At 70.4% G+C, this 15,935-nt stretch carries 18 protein-coding genes; 13 read left to right on the plus strand and 5 right to left on the minus strand.

Annotated elements, in window-relative coordinates; translation table 11 throughout:
• Positions 1–31 precede the first annotated feature (31 nt).
• On the plus strand, positions 32–472 hold the full coding sequence (locus tag AB0395_RS33675; protein ID WP_366288063.1) for a MarR family transcriptional regulator: 441 nt from the start codon (positions 32–34) through the stop codon (positions 470–472).
• A gap of 127 nt (positions 473–599) precedes the next feature.
• Here the strand turns inward: AB0395_RS33675 and AB0395_RS33680 are convergent, their stop codons facing one another.
• Positions 600–1,271 (minus strand): helix-turn-helix domain-containing protein, encoded by a 672-nt coding sequence (locus tag AB0395_RS33680; protein WP_366288045.1) that lies wholly within the window; start codon positions 1,269–1,271, stop codon positions 600–602.
• A 68-nt stretch (positions 1,272–1,339) separates the two neighbouring features.
• Between AB0395_RS33680 and AB0395_RS33685 the strand changes: the two genes are divergently transcribed.
• From AB0395_RS33685 to AB0395_RS33695, 3 genes are all read left to right on the plus strand, one after another.
• Positions 1,340–2,104 carry an SDR family oxidoreductase gene (locus AB0395_RS33685; protein ID WP_366288046.1) on the plus strand — a complete coding sequence of 255 codons (765 nt, stop codon included), beginning with the start codon at positions 1,340–1,342 and terminating at the stop codon, positions 2,102–2,104.
• A 178-nt stretch (positions 2,105–2,282) separates the two neighbouring features.
• On the plus strand, positions 2,283–2,480 hold the full coding sequence (locus AB0395_RS33690) for a hypothetical protein (protein WP_366288047.1): 198 nt from the start codon (positions 2,283–2,285) through the stop codon (positions 2,478–2,480).
• A 398-nt stretch (positions 2,481–2,878) separates the two neighbouring features.
• Positions 2,879–4,153 (plus strand): cytochrome P450, encoded by a 1,275-nt coding sequence (locus tag AB0395_RS33695; RefSeq protein WP_366288048.1) that lies wholly within the window; start codon positions 2,879–2,881, stop codon positions 4,151–4,153.
• 62 nt (positions 4,154–4,215) lie between these two features.
• On the opposite strand, the gene AB0395_RS33700 is transcribed toward AB0395_RS33695, so the two are convergent.
• Positions 4,216–4,875, minus strand: a complete 660-nt coding sequence (locus tag AB0395_RS33700) for a response regulator transcription factor (protein WP_366288049.1) — start codon at positions 4,873–4,875, stop codon at positions 4,216–4,218.
• Complete coding sequence (locus AB0395_RS33705) at positions 4,872–6,410, minus strand: histidine kinase (protein ID WP_366288050.1); 1,539 nt, start codon at positions 6,408–6,410, stop codon at positions 4,872–4,874. The genes AB0395_RS33700 and AB0395_RS33705 overlap by 4 nt, the downstream gene beginning before the upstream one ends.
• Positions 6,411–6,543: 133 nt before the next feature.
• Between AB0395_RS33705 and AB0395_RS33710 the strand changes: the two genes are divergently transcribed.
• The 4 genes from AB0395_RS33710 to AB0395_RS33725 all read left to right on the plus strand — a co-directional run bounded on the left by AB0395_RS33710 (position 6,544) and on the right by AB0395_RS33725 (position 9,653).
• Positions 6,544–7,443: an ABC transporter ATP-binding protein gene (locus AB0395_RS33710; protein WP_366288051.1), complete on the plus strand. Its 900-nt coding sequence runs from the start codon at positions 6,544–6,546 to the stop codon at positions 7,441–7,443.
• Complete coding sequence (locus AB0395_RS33715) at positions 7,440–8,174, plus strand: ABC transporter permease (RefSeq protein WP_366288052.1); 735 nt, start codon at positions 7,440–7,442, stop codon at positions 8,172–8,174. The genes AB0395_RS33710 and AB0395_RS33715 overlap by 4 nt, the downstream gene beginning before the upstream one ends.
• Positions 8,175–8,297: 123 nt before the next feature.
• Positions 8,298–8,879 carry a TetR/AcrR family transcriptional regulator gene (locus tag AB0395_RS33720; RefSeq protein WP_366288053.1) on the plus strand — a complete coding sequence of 194 codons (582 nt, stop codon included), beginning with the start codon at positions 8,298–8,300 and terminating at the stop codon, positions 8,877–8,879.
• A 21-nt stretch (positions 8,880–8,900) separates the two neighbouring features.
• On the plus strand, positions 8,901–9,653 hold the full coding sequence (locus AB0395_RS33725; protein WP_366288054.1) for a glucose 1-dehydrogenase: 753 nt from the start codon (positions 8,901–8,903) through the stop codon (positions 9,651–9,653).
• Positions 9,654–9,784: 131 nt separating this feature from the next.
• On the opposite strand, the gene AB0395_RS33730 is transcribed toward AB0395_RS33725, so the two are convergent.
• On the minus strand, positions 9,785–10,183 hold the full coding sequence (locus tag AB0395_RS33730; protein WP_366288055.1) for a helix-turn-helix domain-containing protein: 399 nt from the start codon (positions 10,181–10,183) through the stop codon (positions 9,785–9,787).
• A 199-nt stretch (positions 10,184–10,382) separates the two neighbouring features.
• On the opposite strand from AB0395_RS33730, the gene AB0395_RS33735 reads away from it, so the two are divergent.
• The 4 genes from AB0395_RS33735 to AB0395_RS33750 all read left to right on the plus strand — a co-directional run bounded on the left by AB0395_RS33735 (position 10,383) and on the right by AB0395_RS33750 (position 14,110).
• Positions 10,383–11,318, plus strand: a complete 936-nt coding sequence (locus AB0395_RS33735; protein ID WP_366288056.1) for an NADP-dependent oxidoreductase — start codon at positions 10,383–10,385, stop codon at positions 11,316–11,318.
• Positions 11,319–11,459: 141 nt separating this feature from the next.
• Positions 11,460–12,092, plus strand: a complete 633-nt coding sequence (locus AB0395_RS33740) for a sigma-70 family RNA polymerase sigma factor (RefSeq protein WP_366288057.1) — start codon at positions 11,460–11,462, stop codon at positions 12,090–12,092.
• Positions 12,089–12,796: a zf-HC2 domain-containing protein gene (locus tag AB0395_RS33745; RefSeq protein WP_366288058.1), complete on the plus strand. Its 708-nt coding sequence runs from the start codon at positions 12,089–12,091 to the stop codon at positions 12,794–12,796. The genes AB0395_RS33740 and AB0395_RS33745 overlap by 4 nt, the downstream gene beginning before the upstream one ends.
• 333 nt (positions 12,797–13,129) lie before the next feature.
• Entirely contained in the window at positions 13,130–14,110 is a 981-nt protein-coding gene (locus AB0395_RS33750) for a CHRD domain-containing protein (protein ID WP_366288059.1), read from the plus strand.
• A 282-nt stretch (positions 14,111–14,392) separates the two neighbouring features.
• Here AB0395_RS33750 and AB0395_RS33755 read toward each other — a convergent pair whose 3' ends face one another.
• Positions 14,393–14,968 (minus strand): YdeI/OmpD-associated family protein, encoded by a 576-nt coding sequence (locus AB0395_RS33755; protein WP_366288060.1) that lies wholly within the window; start codon positions 14,966–14,968, stop codon positions 14,393–14,395.
• 144 nt (positions 14,969–15,112) lie between these two features.
• Between AB0395_RS33755 and AB0395_RS33760 the strand changes: the two genes are divergently transcribed.
• Positions 15,113–15,670 carry a GNAT family N-acetyltransferase gene (locus AB0395_RS33760; protein WP_366288061.1) on the plus strand — a complete coding sequence of 186 codons (558 nt, stop codon included), beginning with the start codon at positions 15,113–15,115 and terminating at the stop codon, positions 15,668–15,670.
• Positions 15,671–15,935: the final 265 nt, after the last annotated feature.

Consider the following 15,935-nt stretch of genomic DNA (forward strand, 5'->3'; position numbering starts at 1 on the left):
CGCGGGTCGTTACCATGCACAGGTGACCTCGATGCCCGTTTCCGAACGCCTGGGCTCTCATCTCAAGCGCGCAGAGCAAGCACTCAGCGCGGCCAAGAGCGCGGCGCTGAAGCAGGCCGGTCTGACCGTGCCGCAGTACGCGGCGTTGCTGCACCTGTCCACCAAGCCCGGCATCTCGGCCGCCGCACTGGCCAGGGCGTGCGCGGTCACCCCGCCGACGATGAACACCGTGCTCAAGAACCTCCAGGAGCACGGCCTGATCGAGCGCACCCCGCACGAGTGGCACAAGAACATCCTGGAGACCCGCCTCACCGAGAAGGGTGAGCGGGTGCTGGCCGCCGCCGACCCCCATGCGGTGCGTGTCGAGCAGGGACTCGCCGCGGAGTTCAGCCCCGAGGAGCGGGAGACGCTGGTCGCCCTGCTGGGCCGCTGCGTCGAGTTCCTTGAGACGGTCCGGTCGGAAGAGCGCTGACGGCCGGGAAACGCCGCCCCGGTGGCGTACGAGGACGGCGGGACACCGGAGCGGACGGTTCCCCTCCGGGTTGGGACTCTCCGCCTGCCGCCCTCTGGCAGGAGGCGTGGCGAGAGACGGGAAATCGTCAGCGGCGCTCTGCGCGCCCGATGGGCTCCGAGGTGTTGACGCCGCCGGTGGGTTCGACGATGTCATCGCCGAAGGCGGCGGCGAGCGCCTTCGCGATCACGTCGGGCAGCTCGGTCCGTCCGTCGTCCTCGGCCCAGCGCACCAGTGCCGTGTGCAGGGCGGCCAGGCAGGCACTGGCCGCCACCTGGGCGCGGAACGCCGCGTCGGAATCGGCGGCATCGTTCCCGAGGGCGTCGACGATCGCCTGTTGAAGGGCGTAGTGGTTGTCCAGATGCTTGGCCCGCAAGGCCGGCGTCGAGATCATGAGCCGGAGGCGGGCAAGCAGGAACCGCCTGTCCGCCGTCAGGTTGTCTCCGTGGCCGCCACCGGTCAACATCGCGGCCGAGTCGATGAGCGCGCCGCCGATGCGGCGGACCAGGGGCTGCGCGGCGGACGACGCGACGATCCGCTCGGCGACGAGCCGAGCGTGCTGGTCGACGAGCACGAGGTCTTCCTTCGTGGGGAAGTGCCGGTACACGGTCATCGGCGAAACACCCGCGGCTTCGGCGACGTCGGTCACGGTCGTCGCGTCGTATCCGCGCTCGGTGAACAGCCGTACCGCGTGCGCCTGAATCACGCGCTGCGTCTCGGCTCGCCGTTTCGCCCGCAGTGGTGAGTGCTGGTCGGACATGTGATAGACCCTACCGGAGTGGTAGTGACTATCATATTGGTAGTCACTATCAAAACGAGGTGGTTGGCATGGGTGATCTGACCGGCAGGACGGCTCTCGTGACCGGAGCATCGCGCGGCATCGGGCGGGCGATCGCGGCCCGGCTGGCGGCGAAGGGGGCAGTGGTCATCGTGCACTTCGGCACGGACAAGGACGGCGCGACGGCGACGGTCGGCGAGATCGAACGTAACGGTGGAACCGCGCTCGCCGTCGAGGCGAAGCTGGGCGTGGACGACGACGTCGAGACGCTCTTCGCGGGAGTCGAGGCCGGCCTGGCGGGGCGGCCACTCGACATCCTCGTCAACAACGCGGCGGCTGCGCCCGCAGGCCCGCTCGGAGTCACGACACGGACGGAGTTCGACCACCTCTTCGCGGTGAACGTGCGAGCTCCGTACTTCATCATCCAGCAAGCATTGCCACTGCTCCGTGACGGTGGCCGCATCGTCACGATCTCGTCCGTGGCGACCCGGATGGCCAACCCCGCCCAGACGTCCTTCGCCATGACGAAGGGCGCGGTCGAGACGATGAGCATGACCTTGGCCAACGAGCTCGGAGTCCGAGGAATCACGGTGAACGCGGTCGCTCCCGGCGCCACCCGGACGGCGGCCAACGGATCGGTCTTCGAAGCGCCGGGCCTGGCCGAGCTCATCGCCGGATCGACGGCGCTCGATCGCCTGGGCGGGCCCGACGACGTCGCCGACGTGGTCGCGTTCCTCGCCTCCGACGCGGCGCGCTGGATCACCGGTCAGGTCATCGACGCGAGTGGTGGCCTGTTCCTCGGACCGCGCGCCTGATCGCAGGTTACCGACGAGAACTCACCACTCGACGGCGATTGTCGCGCGGACGGCTCCGGGGCACCACGGTCACCATCCGTCACTGGCGTTGGATCCCCGGTCCTCCACGGCCGGAAATCACGCGGAGAGATGGTTCGATTCCAGGACGTGAGCGGATCCGGCCCTCATGCTCGACATCATGACGACCGAACGGAACGTGACCCTGATGGGCGGGCCGCTGGACGGGGCGACGGTCCCGGGGCCGATGGTGGTGGCAGACCAGACCCTCGAAACGGGGGCGATCATCGACTTCGCCGAGGACGAGTCCCAGGTTCTGTACGAACCGGAGCCCGGGGCCGACCCATACATCTGGCACTACCGGGGGCGGGCCGACTGATCGGCCGGGGCGTGGCCTCCGTCCGCGCCGGAGGCCGCGCCCCCATGCCCCCACGCCCCGCTCACCCCCGGCGCTGCCACGAGCTCGGTGAGCGACGGGGCGGGAAGCGGGCGGGCCGCGTGTCCTTATGCGGACAATCACCGCTAAGCGGCATTGACCCAAGTTATAGCCCCATTTACCATCCGATTATCCCCCTGTAAACGAATCACCACACAGAGTAAAGATCGCGAAGGACTCCGCACAGCTTCTGATCATCGGTGGCACGGGCGGCTCCATGGCGGCTCCGCCGCCGGTTCGGGCAGGTTTCGAGGCCCGGCTCCTGGAACGCGACAACCTCCCTCGCCACTGCGTGCTCGCCCCGGTCACGCCAGCCCGCTCACCCCTCCAGGAGCATCCACATGACCACCGTCTCCCGGCCGCCCGTCGTCTTGGACCCCCGCGGAACCGACATCCCCGGCGAAGTGTCACGGCTGCGTGCCCTCGGCACCGTGGTCGAGGTGGAACTGCCCGGCGGAGTGCCCGCCTGGGCCATCACCCGCCACGACCTCCTCAAGCAGGTCATCCTCGATCCCAGGGTCAGCAAGGACCCGCGCCGCCACTGGAAGCTGTGGCCGCAGATCGACGCCCGGCCCGAATGGGGCTGGCTGCACCTGTGGATCGGCATGCAGAACCTGATCAACACCAACGGCGAGGACCACCGGCGGCTGCGCGCCCTCATCGCCCCCAGTTTCACCGCCCGCCGGACCAGGGCCATGCAGCCGATCATCCAGCGGATCGTCACCGAACTGCTCGACCGTCTCGCCGTACTGCCCGCGGGCCAGACCGTCGACCTGCGCGCCCGCTACGCCCACCCGCTGCCCCTGAGGGTGATCTGCGAGCTGTTCGGCGTCCCCGACTTCCTGCGCCCCGAGGTCGCCGAGGTCGTGGAGGCGTTCCTCGACAGCTCCGCCACCCCCCAGAAGGCGGCCAACACCTTCGCCAGGATCAACACCGTCCTGCCCGCCCTGATCGCCTACCGGCGCGAGCACCCGGGGGACGACATGACCACGGATCTGATCAACGCCCGCGACCAGGGCGACCGGCTGAACGACGACGAACTGCGCGACACCCTGCTGACGGTCCTCGGCGCCGGGCACGAGACCACCGTTGACCTGATCTGCAGCGCGGCCCACGCCCTGCTCGCCCATCCCGACCAGCTCCATCAGGCCCGCACCGGGCACGTCGCCTGGGAGGCGGTGATCGAGGAGGTCCTGCGCTGGGCCCCTCCGGTCGCCTACTTCCCGCTGCGGTACGCCATCGAACCCCTCGACGTCGACGGCGTGCGCATCCCCGCGGGGGACGCCATCCTCGCCACCTACTTCGCCGCCAGTCGTGATCCCCACCAGCACGGCCCGCTCGCCGACCGGTTCGACGTGGACCGGGAACCGGCCGAGCACATGGCCTTCGGCGTCGGACTCCACCACTGCATCGGCGCCCCACTGGCCCGTCTGGAGGCGCTCATCGCGTTGCCCGCGCTGTTCGACCGCTTCCCCGACCTCCATCTCGCCGCCGGCACCGAACAGTTGCAGCGGCTCCCCTCCCTTGTCATCCACGGCTGGAGCGAGCTTCCCGTCCGGCTGACCCGTCCCGCAGAGGACTCCGGGGAACACCCGCCCGCAGCACCGGCCCCGTGAAGCGGGGCGCCCCCAGCCGTGCGATGCTCGGTCGGGGCGCCGCCGCCGGAGGAGGCGCGGGGTCAGCCGCGGGCCGCGTTGAGGTAGGCGAGGACCGCCATGACCCGGCGGTTGTCGTCGTCGGAGGGGGCCAGGTCGAGTTTGGTGAAGATGCCCGCCGTGTGCTTGCCCACCGCGCTCTCGCTGAGGAACAGCCGCTGCGAGATGGCCGCGTTGGAACGGCCCTCGGCCATCAGTTCGAGCACCTCCCGCTCGCGCGGGGTCAGCGCCCCGAGGGGCTCGTGCCTGGCCGTGCTGGCCAGGAGCTTGGCGATCACCTCGGGGTCCATCGCGGTGCCCCCGGAGGCGACCCTGCGGACCGCGTCGACGAACTGCTCGGCGTTGAACACCCGGTCCTTCAGCAGGTAGCCGACCGCCCCCGAGCCGTCGGCCAGCAGCTCGCGGGCGTAGAGCTGTTCGACGTGCTGGGACAGGACGAGCACCGGCAGGCCGGGGACGGCTCTGCGGGCCGCCAGCGCCGCCTGGAGGCCCTCGTCGGTGAAGGTCGGCGGGAGCCGTACGTCGACCACGGCCACGTCGGGCCGCTGGACGGTCAGCGCGGTGAGCAGTTCGGGGCCCGACTCGACCGCCGCGACGACCTCGAAGCCGTGTGCCTGGAGCAGGTGGACCAGGCCGTCCCTCAGGAGATAGAGGTCTTCCGCGATGACGACTCTGGGGCTCACTCGTCCAACCTTAGAGAACCCGGGGCCAGCTGGGCCATCCTGTGCTTTTGGGAGTGCACGAGGGGAAGGGCGAAGGCCAGGCTGTACAGGGTGAGGCCGAGAAGGATGTTGAAGACGATGAGCGGCCACTGCAGCGGTTCCGGCAGGTAGAGCGCGAGGAACCAGCTACGCTCCGGGGTGCCGACGAGCTTCAGGACCATGGTGACCAGGCCCTGGGGAAAGAGCGGGAGCCAGCCGAGCCCCCAGCCGAACGACACGATGACCCACTTCCATCGGGGCATGCGCGGCGTGTCCGATTCCGGCGTGACCAGGGCGTACGGCAGGTCGAGGGTGGCCGTGGTCGGGCCTCCGGGCGGGCTGTTGAAGGCGAGCACCCCGTCGAAGGCCGCGAGGCGTCGTTCGATGCCGCGCAGACCGCTGCCGCGCGAGGGGTCCGCGCCTCCTGAACCGTCGTCGGTGACGGTGACGCGCAGTGTCTTGCCCCGGCCGCTGATGTCGATCCACACCCGTTCCGCGCCGCTGTGCCTGACCGCGTTGGTGAGCAGCTCGCTGATCGAGAAGTAGGCCGCAGACTCGACGGGCGCCTCGGGGCGCGTCTTCAGGTCAACGGTGACCGTGACTTTCAGCGGGCTGTCCAGCGCCAGCGCCCGTACGGCGTCGCCGAGCCCGCGCTCGGCCAGGACCGGCGGGTGGATGCCCCTGACGAGGTCGCGCAGTTCGGTGAGGGCCGTCGACGAGGCCTCGCGTGACTTGGCCAGCAGCGCCCTGGCCGCCGCCGGGTCCTTCTCCATCAGCTCCTCGACCGCGCCGAGTGTCATGCCGATGGCGACGAGCCTGGCCTGGGCGCCGTCGTGCAGGTCGCGTTCGATCCGCCGCAGCTCGGCCGCCTGGGAGTCGGCCGTGTCCTGCCTGACCTGGTCGAGCCGTCTGACCTTGCTCGCCAGCAGGGACCTGGTGGTCGGTGCGAGCAGCAGCCTGGTCCACCACCCGTAGAACCGCAGCAGCCAGGGCGTCGCCGCCAGCCCGGCGGCGGCGACGACCAGGCCGAGGGGAGCGACCTGCGGCATCCAGTACCACGGCATGGCCAGGCCGTAGCCGACCATGGCCAGGGGCAGCAGCGCGAGGATCCCGCCGACGAACGGGTTGACCAGCAGCCAGAATCCGTCCCGCCAGGTGGCCGGGTCGGTGATCATCCACTTCGCCCGGTTGTTCCACTCGGGCCACCACGGCGTCTTGTAGAGCTGGCGCTCGTGCCGGTACCAGCCGTCCGCCTGGGGCCTGACCGGCGGCGGGGGCGGCAGGTAGGACGCAGGCACCTCGGCGCCGAGCCACCGCCCCGTCAGCCTCCTGGCGAGCTTCGTGCGCCACCTGACCAGCTTGACCGTGGGCGGGAAGGCGACGATGACCCCCACGAACATGAACAGGGTGCTGACCGCGATCAACGCGATCAGCACGGTATCCGCCACAGCCATGGTCCCCAGTGCCAGGGCCCGGCCGGCCGTCACCACATGCTGTCTCAGGGGTAGTCGCCTCATGGGTAAGAGTCTCCGTGATCGGGACACCGCGCCCAATGACGATGAACGCACGACAGGGGTGGAGGAAACTCCACCCCCGCCGGGTGGCCAGACGGCTTATGCGTGCCCTCTCCGGCTTTCTAGCGTCGTCGGCATGAAGGTCATCGAGGTCAGCAACCTCCGCAAACAGTACCGAGACCGGCTCGCGGTCGACGACGTGTCGTTCGCCGTCGAGGAGGGCGAGATCTTCGGCGTCCTCGGCCCGAACGGCGCGGGTAAGACGACCACAGTGGAGTGCGTCGCGGGTCTGCGCACCCCCGACTCAGGAACCGTGAAGGTGCTGGGCGGCCTGACCGGCACCAAGCTCAAGGAACGGCTCGGCGTCCAGTTGCAGAGCTCCACCCTGCACCCGAGGATCAAGGTGTGGGAGGCCCTGGACCTCTACGCCTCCTTCTACCGGGTGCCCGCCAACTGGGTCACGCTGATGGAACGGGTCGGGCTCACCGAAAAGCGGGACACCCCATACGCCAAGCTCTCCGGCGGTCAGAAGCAGCGGCTGTCCATCGCGCTGGCTCTGGTCGGCAACCCCCAGGTGGCGATCCTGGACGAGCTGACCACCGGCCTCGACCCGCAGGCGCGCCGGGACACCTGGGAGCTCATCGAACAGGTCAGGGCCGACGGGGTGACGGTCCTGCTGGTCACCCACTTCATGGAGGAGGCCGAGCGTCTCTGCGACCGGCTCGCGCTGATCGACTCGGGCAGGGTGGTCGCCGTGGACAGCCCGGCCGGGCTGGTCTCGCGGGTCGACGACTCGCAGCGCGTCACGTTCCGGCTCTCCCGCCCCTTCGACGACGCACTGCTCACCGGCCTGCCCGAGGTGAGCGCGGTACGGCACGCCGGCGGGCGCGTCGAGGTCACCGGCACCGGCGAGCTGCTGCTGGCGGTCACGACCGCCCTGGCCGCCGCCAAACTCGTCCCCGCCGACCTCCAGGTCGAGCGGGCCACCCTCGACGACGCGTTCCTCGCCCTCACCGGAAAGACGATCTCCCGATGAACAAGATGATCCTGACAGAGGCGAAGCTCTTCTTCCGCGAGCCGAGCGGCCCGCTCTTCGCGATCCTGCTCCCGCTGGTGCTCCTGCTGGGCCTGGGCAGCATCTCCGGCTTCCAGGAGGCCAGCCCCGAGCTGGGCGGCCAGCGGCCGATCGACACCCAGCTCCCGGGCATGATGGTGATCCTGTCCGTGGTGACGATGGCGCTGACGGCGCTGCCGGCCGTGCTGGTGACCTACCGGGAGAGCGGCGTGCTGCGCCGGATGTCCACCACCCCGGTCAGCCCGGTCCGGCTGCTGGTCGCCCAGGTGGTGAACAACCTCGGGGTGGCGGTCCTCGCGACCGCGCTGCTGGTCGTCCTGGGCAATCTGGTCCTCGGCGTCGCGGCGCCCAGGAACTTCCTGGCTTTCGTCGGCGTGTTCCTGCTCGGCAGCGCCTCGATGTTCGGTCTCGGCCTGCTCATCGCGGCGGTGGCGCCGAGCGCCAAGTCCGCGCCCGGCATCGGCTCGCTGGTGATGTTCCCGCTGCTGTTCGTCGGGGGTATGTGGATTCCCCGCGAGCTGATGCCCGACCTGATGCGGCGGATCGGCGACTTCCTGCCGCTGGCGCCGTTCGCCCAGGCGCTCCGCGACACGTGGGCCGGGCACGCGCCGCAGCCGCTGCACCTGGTGGTGATGGCGGCGACCCTGCTGGTCACCGGTGTGCTGGCAGCGCGGCTCTTCCGGTGGGAGTAGGCACCGCTTCTTCTCTCCTCCCCGGGTCTCCCGGGGAGCGGCTCCGATCCGGTACGGCCTGCCCCGGGGCGCAGGCCGTACCTTTATTTGACCGCTCGTTCTAAATCGTTCTACGGTTGCCCCATGGCGAGAACGAAGGAGTTCGATCCCGAGGTCGCCCTGCAGGCGGCGCTGGAACTGTTCTGGGAGCGCGGCTACGAGGCGACCTCCATGAGCGACCTGGTCGGCCACCTGGGCATCGGCAGGGCCAGCCTGTACGCCACGTTCGGCGGCAAACACGATCTCTACCTGAAGGCCCTGCGGCGCTACGTGGAGAACCGGGACCCCTCGCCCGTCGAGATGTTGTCGCAGCCGGGACCCGCACTGCCCGCCGTACGGGCGCTGATCGAGTTCTACGCCGAGGACGCCATCCGCGACCGGCGGCGGCGCGGCTGCATGATCGTGAACGCGGCGGCCGAGCTGCTTCCCGGCGACGAGCGGGTCGCCGGGATCGTCGATGCCAACTGGACGGGGCTCGAGACCGCGCTGACCTCGGCCCTCATCAGGGGACGGGCACAGGGCGAGCTGCCCGGCGACCGGGACCCCGTCGCGCTCGCGAGGTTCCTGCTGGTCTTCCTGCAGGGGCTGCGCCTGGTCTCCAAGGGACAGCCGGACCCGGCTCGCCTACGCGACGCGGCAGCCCAGGCGCTGGCAATTCTTAACTGATCGTTCCAATAAGGGGCTGACATGAAATTTCGTGACAAGGTGGTTCTGGTGTCCGGCGGTGGGTCGGGCATCGGCAGGGCCGTCGCCCTGGGATTCACCCGCGAGGGCGCCCAGGTCGTGGTGACCGGTCGTGGCCGTGAGGCGCTTGACCAGACCGTGAAGCTGGCCGAGGCCGAGGGAGGCCGGGCCGCCGCACTGACCGCGGACGTCTCCGACTCCGCCTCTCTTGCCGCGCTGGTCGGCGAGATCGTCGAGCGGTACGGCAGGCTCGACATCGCGATCAACAACGCCGGGGTGCTGGCCACCGGCACGGTCGCCGACCAGTCGGAGGAGGACTTCGCCCGGGTGGTCGACGTCAACCTGACCGGGGTCTTCCTGGCGATGAAGCACGAGATCCCGGCGATGCTCTCCGGGGGCGGCGGGGTCATCGTCAACTTCAGCTCGCAGATAGGACAGCACAGGCGCCTGCCCGGCTTCGGCGCCTACGCCGCCTCGAAGGCCGGGGTGACGGCGCTGACCCGCACCGCGGCGCTGGAGTACATCGGCCAGGGCATCCGGATCAACACGATCAGCCCGGGGTCGCACGACACGACGATGTCCCTGCGGCCCGGCGAGACCGAGGCGGACCGGGCGGAGCGGCTGAAGGGCCAGGTCCCGATCGGCCGTGTCGGCTCCCTTGACGAGATCACCGGCACGGTCCTGTGGCTGGCCTCCGACGACGCGGGATACGTGGTGGGCAGCGACATCGTGGTGGACGGTGGCTCGACCGCCTGAGGGGGGTTACCGGTGACCGCATCCCCTCCGGTGAGCCGGGTGTGGTCCTGCAACCGCCGACGCGGTGAGCGGGGCGGGTGCGCCCCGCGAACGTTCACGGTCTCGACGGTGGCCGTCGCGGGGGCGGTGAGTCAGGTTCGCGCGTCGTAGGTTTCGCGAGCGGCGTGGACCTGTTCGATGTTCCCCTCGGCCCACCTCTTTATGGCCAGCATGACGGGCTGGAGGCCGTGGCCGAGATCGGTGAGGGCGTAGTCGACGCGGACCGGGACCGAGGGCGTGACCGTACGGGAGACCAGGCCGTCGCGCTCCAGGCGTCGCAGGGTCTGGGTGAGCATCTTCTGGCTGACGCCCGCGATGATCCTGTTCAGGTCGCTGTAGCGCAGCGGCCCCCCGGACAGGGCGTTCAGGATCAGGCTGACCCACTTGTCGCTGATCGTGGCGAGCAGTTCCCTCGCGGGGCAGCTTGCCAGGTAGGCGTCGTACGCGACCCGCGCGTCCTGTCTCCGCTGTGCGGCCGTCTGGGTGGCCATGACACCCCTTCCGGTGCGATACGCACCTCCGGGTGCGTACTTCCTGCTGGAGAGTAGCACTCCATAAGTTTGCCGCATCAGGGCGGAAGCCCCGGGCCAACGTCCTCGTTCCACGCTCTCCCGCTCAGCGGGCCTTCAAGGTGGAGAGCGTGATCGGGACCCCGGCCGGATTCGTGATCGGAATTCGTGGAGGCGGCAGATGCGCGCAGTGGTGGTTCGTTCGTTCGGTGGTCCCGAGGCACTGGAGGTCGAGGAGGTTCCGATTCCCAGGACCGGCCCGGGGCAGGTGCGGATCCGTGTGGAGGCGGCGGCGGTCAACCCTGTCGACGTGGCGACCAGGACGGGGGTGCTCGTCGAGTTCGGGCTGGTCGACCGGCGCGAGGTGCAGGGCGTCGGCTGGGACGTGGCCGGGGTGGTCGAGGAGGTCGGTGCCGGGGTCGCCGAGTTCGCCGTCGGGGACCGGGTGATCGGCCTGGCCGACCGGCTCGACGTCTCCATCGGCTCGTACGCGGAGCAGATCGTGCTGGACGCCACCGCGGTCGCCCCGGCCCCCGAGGGCGTGACCGCGGCGCAGGCGGCCACGCTCCCGCTCAACGCCCTCACCGCGGACCAGGCCCTCGACCTGCTGGACCTGCCCGAGGGGGGCACCGTGCTGGTGACCGGCGCCGCGGGCGGGGTCGGCGGCTACGCGGTGGAGCTGGCCGTGCTGCGCGGGCTCCGGGTCGTCGCCGTGGCCGGCGCCGAGGACGAGAAGCTCGTCCGCGGTTTCGGCGCTGAGTTCTTCGTGCCGCGCGACGCCGAGCTCGGCCCCGCCGTACGGGAGCTGGTGCCCGGCGGCGTGGACGGCGCGATCGACGCCGCCGCGATCGGTAAGGCGCCGCTCACCGCCGTGCGCGGCGGCGGCTCCTTCGTGGCCGTCCTCGGCGGCGCCGAGCCCCTCCCGCTGCGCGGCACCAGGGTGGCCAACGTCTGGATCCGCGCCGACGGCGCGCGACTCGCCGAACTCGCCAGGCTGGCCGGTGAGGGACGTCTGAGCCTCAGGGTTGCGGACACCCTCCCGCTGGACCAGGCCACCGCCGCCCACGAGCGCTTCGCCCGGGGCGGTCTCAGGGGACGCCTCGTCCTGCTTCCCTGACGGTCACCTGCTCTCGGGGGCACGGGGAGGAAAACACGAGGGAAGCGAGCCACGGTTCGCGGGAAGCCCGTTGAACCATTCCATGACCGGCCGCGTACTGCCTGCCGACGCCGAACTCGCACGGATCGAAGGACGCAGGCCATGATGCGACAGAGCACCTGCCCCGCTCCACCGGCCGACCCCCTCGGAGTCGAACCCATGGTGAACGCCCCACGCGGCCCCGGTTGGCTGAGCGGCAGGTTCCGCCGCCTGCGCCGGACCGACGTACCGGACGACGAGCTGATCTTCTCCGAGCTCTACCACGAGTACCACCGGCCGCTGCTGTCCTTCGTCGTACGGCTCACCGGAGGCGACCTGCAGTGGGCCGAGGACGTGGTGCAGGAGACCATGGTCCGGGCCTGGCGTGGCGCGGACCGGTTCGACGCGGAGGCGCCCTCCCTGATGCCTTGGCTGGCGACGGTCGCCAGACGTATCGTGATCGACGATCGTCGCCGCAAGGACGCGCGCCCCCACGAGGCGGGCGAGGGGCCTCTGGAGAGTGTGCCGATGCCCGATCAGATGGAGAACCTCCTACGCCGGGTGGTCGTCTCGGACGCGCTCGCCTCGTTGTCACCGCCCCACAGGGAGATCCTGAACGAGACGGTCCTGCGGGACAGGTCGGTGAACGAGGCCGCCGAGGTGCTCGGCATCCCCGTGGGCACCGTGAAGTCCCGGGTCTACTACGCTCTGCGCGCGCTACGCGTCGCGCTTGAGGAAAGAGGGGTGACGGCGTGAGTCCGCGGGTCGAGCACACTGACGTGGGCGCCTACGCCCTGGGACTGCTCGAGGAGGACGACCGGCGCGCCTTCTCCGCGCACCTGTCAGGCTGCCCCTCCTGTACGGCGGAGCTGGCCGAACTGACCGGCACCGCGGAGGCCCTGGCCGGGGTCGAGCCCGTCGAGGGCGACGACCGCACAAGCGGGTCACGGGGCGAGGTGGTCGACCTGCTCAGGCGGAAGAGGGCCGCGGACCGGCGTGCCCGCAGGGGGACGTTCGTGATAGGCGTCGCCGCCGCGGCCGCCCTGGTCGCCACGGGAGTCGCGGTGGGCGGCACCCTCTCCGGCGGCGGCGCGACCATGCCCGTGCACTCGGCGCACGGTCCCGCCGAGGAGTTCTACCGGCGGGGAAACCCGATCGCCGGGTCGGGAGCCCCCGGCGTCTCCGGCGGTGTGGTGCTGGAGACGAAGGGCTGGGGCACCCACGCCGCCCTGGAGCTGAAGGGGGTCAGGGGGCCGCTGGAGTGCGAGCTGGTCGCCGTCTCCCGGACGGGCGGGCGACGCGTCGTCACCGGCTGGGCGGTGCCGGAGAAGGGGTACGGGGTTCCCGGCTCTCCCGAACCGCTCTACGTGCACGGCGGAACCGCGCTCTCGCCCGCCGACATCGACCGTTTCGAGGTGAACACGACGAGCGGGAGAACGCTGCTCGTCATCGACGTGTGACCCCACGGACCCGCCCGTCCCACCGGCCGGTCCCCCTCAGGAGGATCCCTCCCAGAGATTCCAGGGGTGTCCCTCCCGAAGACCGGAGATCCCAGGGGCGTCCTTCTCGGAAGCCGGAAGCCGGAAGCCGGAAGCCCCAGGAGTGTCCCCTCCCGGGGATCGCCCTCATCCTCACCCCGGCCCTCCCGCCTCGCGGGAGGGTTTGTTTTTTGGGGAGTTCGCAATGTGCATTTTTACGGATTCGCAGATTGAACCCCTCTCACCGGCGGCGCCGTACCACCGGGCGGAAAGGCACGACGGCTTCGGTTACCGCAGACCAATGAGAGGTTCATCATGTTCAAGCGCCCCCTCGCCACCGCCCTGACCACCGCCGTGACCACGGTCGCGGCCACCACCATGGCCACCGGCCTCGCCGCCGCCACGGCGGGCCACGGTGCCGTCCACACCGCTACCGCGGACCATCGGGCCACCGCTCAGGCCACGACGGCGGAGTACTCGGACGGCTACTTCGCCGCCCGTCTCGTCGGACGCAACGAGGTGCCCGTCAAAGGCGGTCCCGCCGTCGGTGACGGGGACGGCCAGGCCTTCGCCGTGATTCGCATCAGCGGGGGCAGGGTCTCCTACGCCGTGCGGTGGAACGGGATCGCCGCCCCGACCGCGTTCCACATCCACCAGGGCAAGGCGGGCACGAACGGCGACGTCAAGATCGGATTCTTCGGCGAGGCGCTTCCCGGGAGCGCGCAGGCGGTGACCGGAGACGTCGAAGCCGACGCCGGGCTGCTGGCCGCGATCAAGAAGAACCCGTCCGGCTTCTATCTCAACCTGCACACCGGCGAGTTCCCCGGCGGAGCGGTGCGCGCGCAGCTGTACCGGCTCGGGCGTCCGATCAGTCCGGCCTCCGTCCTGGCCGAGGGCACCCACGCGTCGCTCAAGACCCGGGCGGACGGCTCACAGGAGGTGCCCACGGCGGGCAAGAAGGTCGGCGACCGCGACGGCGCCGCTCAGTGGCTCGTCGGCATCGAGGGGACGAGCCTGCACTACGCCACCGTCTGGAACAACATCAGCGCGCCGACCAACGGGCACATCCACCGGGGCGAGCGTGGCAAGAACGGCCCGGTCGTGGTCGACCTGTTCGCTGACGCCAACGGCCTGCCCGAGTCGGTCACCGGGATCGCGGGCACCGCGCCGGTGCAGCGGGACATCGCCAAGGGGCTGCTGAAGAACCCCAAGAACTGGTACGCCAACCTGCACACCACGGAGTTCGACGGCGGCGCGGTTCGCGGCCAGCTCGGCAGGACCCACGGCGGCTGGTGACCCGGTGTCCTTCGGCACCCGATGACCGCGCGGTGACGACGGCCGCAACGTCGCGGGGAAACAGCGGGCGCCCGCCGTACGGACCTGGATCCCGTACGGCGGGCGCCGCGTATGTGGCACGGATCTCCCGCACGGCAAGCCCGGCGTACTCCGCACGGGTCACCCCGTACGGCGAGCCCCGCATACCCCGCATGGATCACCCCGTACGGCAAGCCCCGCGCTGTGCCGATCCCGGACGACGGGTCCGCACGACGGATCCTCCCGCGCACGACGCCTGGCACGTCAGGGATAGATCTTCCTGTGCTCGGCCAGCATCGTGACGTACTGCTCGATGCGGCGCGCCCGGGTCTCCGGCTTCTTGGCGTCCTGCACGCGGTACAGCACCGCGTAGCGGTTGCGGCTGTCCAGCGTCGTGAAGAACTCCCACGCGGCGGGATTCCCAGCCAGGGCCCGTTCCAGGTCCTCGGGCACGGTCGCGGTCCGCGACCCGTCATAGGCCGCCTCCCACCGGCCGTCTCCCTTCGCTCGTTCGACCTCCAGCAGGCCGGGAGGCCTCATCCGGCCCTGCTCAAGCAGCGCGGCGACCTTGTCGCGGTTGACCTTCGACCACCTGCTCCTGGCCCTGCGCGGGGTGAACCGCTGCACCCAGTGCGTGGCGTCGAAGCTCTTCTTCTGACTGTCGATCCAGCCGTAGCACAGTGCCACGTCGAGCGCCTGGGCGTAGTCCAGCGACTCGACCCCGGCAACCTTCTTGGCGATCCTGAGCCAGATCCCGGGTGAGGAGGCGTGGTTGACGGTGAGCCACGCCTCGAAAGCCGCGGCCGTAGGAAACGAGAGACTCTCCACGTCATCGCTCATCGCGACAGTCAACCACGCGGACCACGAAGGCACGAGCCGCCTGATTCCAGCGCATTCCGCTCCGCCACGGATCGCGCGACCGGATCGGCCACGGTCGGCGGGAAACGGGGGACAGCCAAGCCACCCCAGTGATAAAACGGCCAGATGGGGCATCTGAGCTGGACGCTCACCTGGGAGAACGACATCTCCGACGAGTGGCACGAAGCCCTGACCGGGATGCTCGCCAGAGCCTATCCGCGCTCCGCAGAGCTGTTCCGTGAGAGACGGAGCTGGTCGGGAGCACGGCCGGAGGCGCGGGTCGTGGGCAGCGTGGACGACAGGCCCGTGGCCCATCTCGGGCTGCTGCGCCGCTTCCTCCGCGTCCCCGAAACCGGCGCGAGCCTTCTGGTCGGCGACGTCGGCCTGGTCGCCGTCGACCCCGACTTCCAGGGCACGGGGGTCGGCCGCGAGCTGCTCGGCCAGACCACTCGGGCACTGACGGACCTCGGCCTGCCCTTCGGGTTCCTCACCTGCAGGCCCGCGCTCGTCCCGTTCTACCGGAGCGGCGGCTGGCAGCTCGTCGACGGACAGGTCACCCGGATGATCCACAACGATCATCACTCCTGGGTCTATCACGGACCGGGGATGGCGCTGCCCGTCCACGCTCCGATGAGCGACTGGCCACGCGAGGACACCGTCGACCGCAACGGCCTCGGCGTCTAGCTCCGATCTTCGCCTCCCCACCCGTCCGAGCCGCTCGCGCTCCCCTCGGCCCAGGACCGAACCTCTCCACCGGGTCGGAAAACCCACCGCACCGGTACGGCGAGCGGCGAAACAGACCCGCCCCGCGCCGCGAAACGGTACCCGACCCGGCGAACGCCGGTGCTCGCTGGCTAGTGCTGTGACCGGAAACGATCACCGGGTTGGCGTGTAGAGCACTGCTGCCAGTTGGATGGTGCCGATCACGTTCGATCAGCGCTCGGGAGGC

Origin of the sequence: Streptosporangium sp. NPDC051023 (assembly GCF_040689595.1) — a bacterium.
In the GTDB taxonomy this organism is placed as follows: domain Bacteria; phylum Actinomycetota; class Actinomycetes; order Streptosporangiales; family Streptosporangiaceae; genus Streptosporangium.

Excerpts from the sequence above, each read along its gene's own strand:
- AB0395_RS33680 (WP_366288045.1), bottom strand. The coding sequence starts at position 1,271 with ATGTCCGACCAGCACTCACCACTGCGGGCGAAACGGCGAGCCGAGACG.
- AB0395_RS33725 (WP_366288054.1), top strand. The coding sequence starts at position 8,901 with ATGAAATTTCGTGACAAGGTGGTTCTGGTGTCCGGCGGTGGGTCGGGC.
- AB0395_RS33675 (WP_366288063.1), top strand. The coding sequence starts at position 32 with ATGCCCGTTTCCGAACGCCTGGGCTCTCATCTCAAGCGCGCAGAGCAA.
- AB0395_RS33740 (WP_366288057.1), top strand. The coding sequence starts at position 11,460 with ATGATGCGACAGAGCACCTGCCCCGCTCCACCGGCCGACCCCCTCGGA.
- AB0395_RS33755 (WP_366288060.1), bottom strand. The coding sequence starts at position 14,968 with ATGAGCGATGACGTGGAGAGTCTCTCGTTTCCTACGGCCGCGGCTTTC.
- AB0395_RS33685 (WP_366288046.1), top strand. The coding sequence starts at position 1,340 with ATGGGTGATCTGACCGGCAGGACGGCTCTCGTGACCGGAGCATCGCGC.
- AB0395_RS33720 (WP_366288053.1), top strand. The coding sequence starts at position 8,298 with ATGGCGAGAACGAAGGAGTTCGATCCCGAGGTCGCCCTGCAGGCGGCG.
- AB0395_RS33695 (WP_366288048.1), top strand. The coding sequence starts at position 2,879 with ATGACCACCGTCTCCCGGCCGCCCGTCGTCTTGGACCCCCGCGGAACC.
- AB0395_RS33760 (WP_366288061.1), top strand. The coding sequence starts at position 15,113 with ATGGGGCATCTGAGCTGGACGCTCACCTGGGAGAACGACATCTCCGAC.
- AB0395_RS33730 (WP_366288055.1), bottom strand. The coding sequence starts at position 10,183 with ATGGCCACCCAGACGGCCGCACAGCGGAGACAGGACGCGCGGGTCGCG.
- AB0395_RS33690 (WP_366288047.1), top strand. The coding sequence starts at position 2,283 with ATGACGACCGAACGGAACGTGACCCTGATGGGCGGGCCGCTGGACGGG.
- AB0395_RS33715 (WP_366288052.1), top strand. The coding sequence starts at position 7,440 with ATGAACAAGATGATCCTGACAGAGGCGAAGCTCTTCTTCCGCGAGCCG.
- AB0395_RS33705 (WP_366288050.1), bottom strand. The coding sequence starts at position 6,410 with ATGAGGCGACTACCCCTGAGACAGCATGTGGTGACGGCCGGCCGGGCC.
- AB0395_RS33710 (WP_366288051.1), top strand. The coding sequence starts at position 6,544 with ATGAAGGTCATCGAGGTCAGCAACCTCCGCAAACAGTACCGAGACCGG.
- AB0395_RS33735 (WP_366288056.1), top strand. The coding sequence starts at position 10,383 with ATGCGCGCAGTGGTGGTTCGTTCGTTCGGTGGTCCCGAGGCACTGGAG.
- AB0395_RS33750 (WP_366288059.1), top strand. The coding sequence starts at position 13,130 with ATGTTCAAGCGCCCCCTCGCCACCGCCCTGACCACCGCCGTGACCACG.